The following is a 3037-nucleotide window of genomic DNA, read 5'->3' as shown; positions in this document are numbered from 1 at the left end:
GTCTATACAAACTGAAATTTGATGGTCACACGCTCCCCCTGGAAGCGAGATAAAGGAAAAGCCATCTTGACCATATAAATCCCAACCTTCAAAAAACGAGCTGTCGTGAAACATATCTAGCGCATACCCATTAGAAAATGTAATTCGAAGTATACCGATATCTTCATACCACTGTATAGAAATAATGTGCTGGCCAAGCAGCAGCGCTTCGACTTGCTGACGCTGCTCGGCAGAATGTAGCGATTTCCAGTCCGCTTGACCAAGCAAGATGCTGCGTTTGTTTTTTAGTCTCCATGGACATTCTGCCACAAGTCCACCTTTACTAAATCCAAGAGAAAACGGCAGGGTATTGTCTGTGTTAACCTTGGTAACGATTTGTTCTTGAAAATATGAAAAATTAATCACTGTGCTGCTGGTATCCATCATATCCCTCCATTATCAACCAGTACCGACGAGTCATTTTTAGGTCTCAAAGTAGCAGCCTTCAATGTATAAGTTCACAATGAACTCCGCATAGTTCATGATATCTTCTTCTGTTATATCATCATCGGAAACGATATCCATCCTATACCCATTTAACATGCTGCAAAACGCTTTTGAGTGTAAAAAAGCATTTTTTATTTTCTGCTCTTCAATCAATTTAGCAACAAGCCCGTGATAATCCTCAAAAAATTGATGAAGACGACCCATCATTTCTGGCATTTGGTGTGGGGCTTGCCAAAAAGAGTCGGGATATTTTTTAGTTTCGTAAAAAAAGAGCAGATGATGCTTCGCAATTGAATACAGCTTTTCATGAAACGTTTGGCATTCATCCGTTCTTCGCTTTGCATGATACAAAAACTCATCAAACGAACGATTGTTCACAGCGATATAAAGCGACTCTTTAGACGAAAAGTACAAGTAAAGCGTTCCTTTAGATACACCTGCTAGTTTAGCAATATCAATCATTTTTGCTTCATAGTAGCCTTTGGATCCGAACACTTCAAAAGCAGCATCTAAAATTTTCTCTCTCTGCTGTTTTCGGTTTGTCATGGTAAAAAATCCTCTCATACGTTTTCGATACTATACATATAAAATAATTAAAATAACTTGTCAACACGTAGTGTGCTCTTTTATCCCTTGCATCACAAGAGTATGTCAGTTTTTTAAACAAAACACTTTTATAGAGCAAATTAAAGCGTTTTCGACTTTTTTGTGACAGATACAAATGATGCTTGTATATGAAGAGCTCGCTATGGTACATTTTTGTCATTGATACAGAAATTTATTCCGTCGTTACGGGAGGAGAAAACATGGTTCTTACATCACCAATCGGTCGCCTGCGTTTAGTAGGAATTTTAGAAGGAATTTCATTTTTACTGCTGCTTGGCATTGCTATGCCGCTAAAATATGCAGCAGGCATACCAGAAGCTGTATCAGTTGTAGGCGCAGCACACGGTGCACTTTTTGTGCTGTACGCTCTTGCAGTCGTTCATGTAAAATTCGCGCATAAATGGTCAATCGGCCGCTCTTTATTTGCGTTTCTTATGTCGGTTATTCCGTTCGGCCCTTTTATTTTAGAGAGACAGCTGAAAAAAGAACAGTAAAAGAAAAGAACGTCACGGACATCATGTCTCCATGACGTTCTTTTTCCTTACTGTTCACCACTGTTTTCGCTAAAATGGTCAATCGTTTTCCACCACTTCAGTGAGTGAGGTTTTAATAGCATTCCAATTTCTTCTGGGCTAATTTGCTGATCTATAATCATTTCATGCATTGCTTGAAAGAGTCCCGTTGTAACAGCTTCTTTCACATCAGCTTCACCTTCTATATACAGCTGTTCAATCGCTTCAAATACGTCCGGTTCACGCTGGAGCTGGCCGTTATATTCAAGAGAGATTAAATGACCTGCAACACGGCTTAATTCATGCTGCAGCTCGTCTTTATCGTTGAGGTCCACTTCTTCGCTTGGCTCAAAAGATGGGCAAGCTTCTTTTAGTAATGGAATAACATTTTGTTTTGTAATCATATCTAAATTCCCTGCCTTTGCATGTGTGACAAATTCTCTATTCTTTACCCTTTTCTCTTTTTCTATAAACTTCTTTTACAAAACTTTTCCGTTTTCTACAACTACTTCTCCTTTTTTTACTACGCAGTCAATATGATTTAAGCCATACTGATATTGAAGGGTTCGATAACTAGAGACATTAAAAATCGCTAAGTCAGCCTGTTTTCCCGCTTCAATACTCCCAATCTTATCTCCTTGATTAATAGCATGAGCTGCGTTAATAGTTGTGGCTACAAGCACTTCTTCAGGACTCATGTTCATATTCATACATGCCAGGTTCATCACAAATTGCTGTGAAGTCGTTGGAGATGAACCAGGATTGCAGTCTGTAGAAAGAGTAACCGGCACTCCTAAATCGATCATTTTTCTAGCATCTGGCCATTTCATTCCAACAAATAAGGAATTCCCCGGTAAAAGTGTCGCTACGATCCGTTTTTCAGCCAGTTTCTTTAATCCTTCATCAGAAGCATACAAAAGATAATCTGCTGATATCGCTCCTACCTCTGCTGCGAGCTCCGCTCCTCTGCAGTATTCAAAGGGGTCGGCATGTATTTTTGGAAGCATGCCATKGCTTTTCCCGGCTTCTAGTATTTCTTGACATTGTTTGAATGAAAAAGCATTTGGAAGACATACAGCATCATTAAATGCTGCAAGCTTATAAGAAGAAATTTGAGGAATCATTTCGTGAATAAGTAAATTGACGTATTTCTGCGTATCTTTTTTATATACAAGAGGTACGACGTGTGCGCCTAAAAAGGTACTTACTACATCAACTGCGTGCGTATCATTCAGCATTTTAGCGATTTGCAGCTGCTTTAGTTCTGTTTCTAGTTCTAAGCCATACCCGCTTTTCACTTCTATAGTTGTGACTCCGTGAGCTAGAAAAGACGTAAGACGCTCATAGCTCTGCTGATAAATCCAAGTAAGAAGTTGGCCTTTCAAACCGCCTATAAAATTCTTCTTCACGCGAGCCAGCGTACACAGCGTGTG

The 3037-nt window shown here is 39.5% G+C and carries 5 protein-coding genes; 1 reads left to right on the top strand and 4 read right to left on the bottom strand.

The window, feature by feature from the left end:
• Together AC1DRF_RS21325 and AC1DRF_RS21320 are read right to left on the bottom strand one after the other, a co-directional pair.
• The coding region (locus AC1DRF_RS21325; RefSeq protein ID WP_477741628.1) for a DUF6188 family protein at positions 1-423 on the bottom strand (423 nt) is incomplete at its 3' end.
• Between the two features lie 39 nt (positions 424-462).
• Complete coding sequence (locus tag AC1DRF_RS21320; protein WP_016764786.1) at positions 463-1032, bottom strand: TetR/AcrR family transcriptional regulator; 570 nt, start codon at positions 1030-1032, stop codon at positions 463-465.
• A gap of 260 nt (positions 1033-1292) precedes the next feature.
• On the opposite strand from AC1DRF_RS21320, the gene AC1DRF_RS21315 reads away from it, so the two are divergent.
• Positions 1293-1586: a DUF3817 domain-containing protein gene (locus AC1DRF_RS21315; RefSeq protein WP_013083888.1), complete on the top strand. Its 294-nt coding sequence runs from the start codon at positions 1293-1295 to the stop codon at positions 1584-1586.
• A 47-nt stretch (positions 1587-1633) separates the two neighbouring features.
• Here AC1DRF_RS21315 and AC1DRF_RS21310 read toward each other — a convergent pair whose 3' ends face one another.
• Together AC1DRF_RS21310 and hutI are read right to left on the bottom strand one after the other, a co-directional pair.
• Positions 1634-2008 (bottom strand): DUF7674 family protein, encoded by a 375-nt coding sequence (locus AC1DRF_RS21310; RefSeq protein ID WP_013057816.1) that lies wholly within the window; start codon positions 2006-2008, stop codon positions 1634-1636.
• Between the two features lie 75 nt (positions 2009-2083).
• Positions 2084-3037 (bottom strand): imidazolonepropionase (hutI, locus tag AC1DRF_RS21305; protein ID WP_477741627.1); only part of this gene is annotated, 954 nt, incomplete at its 5' end.

The organism is Priestia sp. P5_B4, assembly GCF_056400385.1.
This window is presented reverse-complemented; position numbering and strand designations above follow the sequence as displayed.

What these genes read in the sequence shown, in the direction of transcription:
- AC1DRF_RS21320 (WP_016764786.1), bottom strand. Translation starts at nt 1,032, where the DNA reads ATGACAAACCGAAAACAGCAGAGAGAGAAAATTTTAGATGCTGCTTTT.
- AC1DRF_RS21315 (WP_013083888.1), top strand. Translation starts at nt 1,293, where the DNA reads ATGGTTCTTACATCACCAATCGGTCGCCTGCGTTTAGTAGGAATTTTA.
- AC1DRF_RS21310 (WP_013057816.1), bottom strand. Translation starts at nt 2,008, where the DNA reads ATGATTACAAAACAAAATGTTATTCCATTACTAAAAGAAGCTTGCCCA.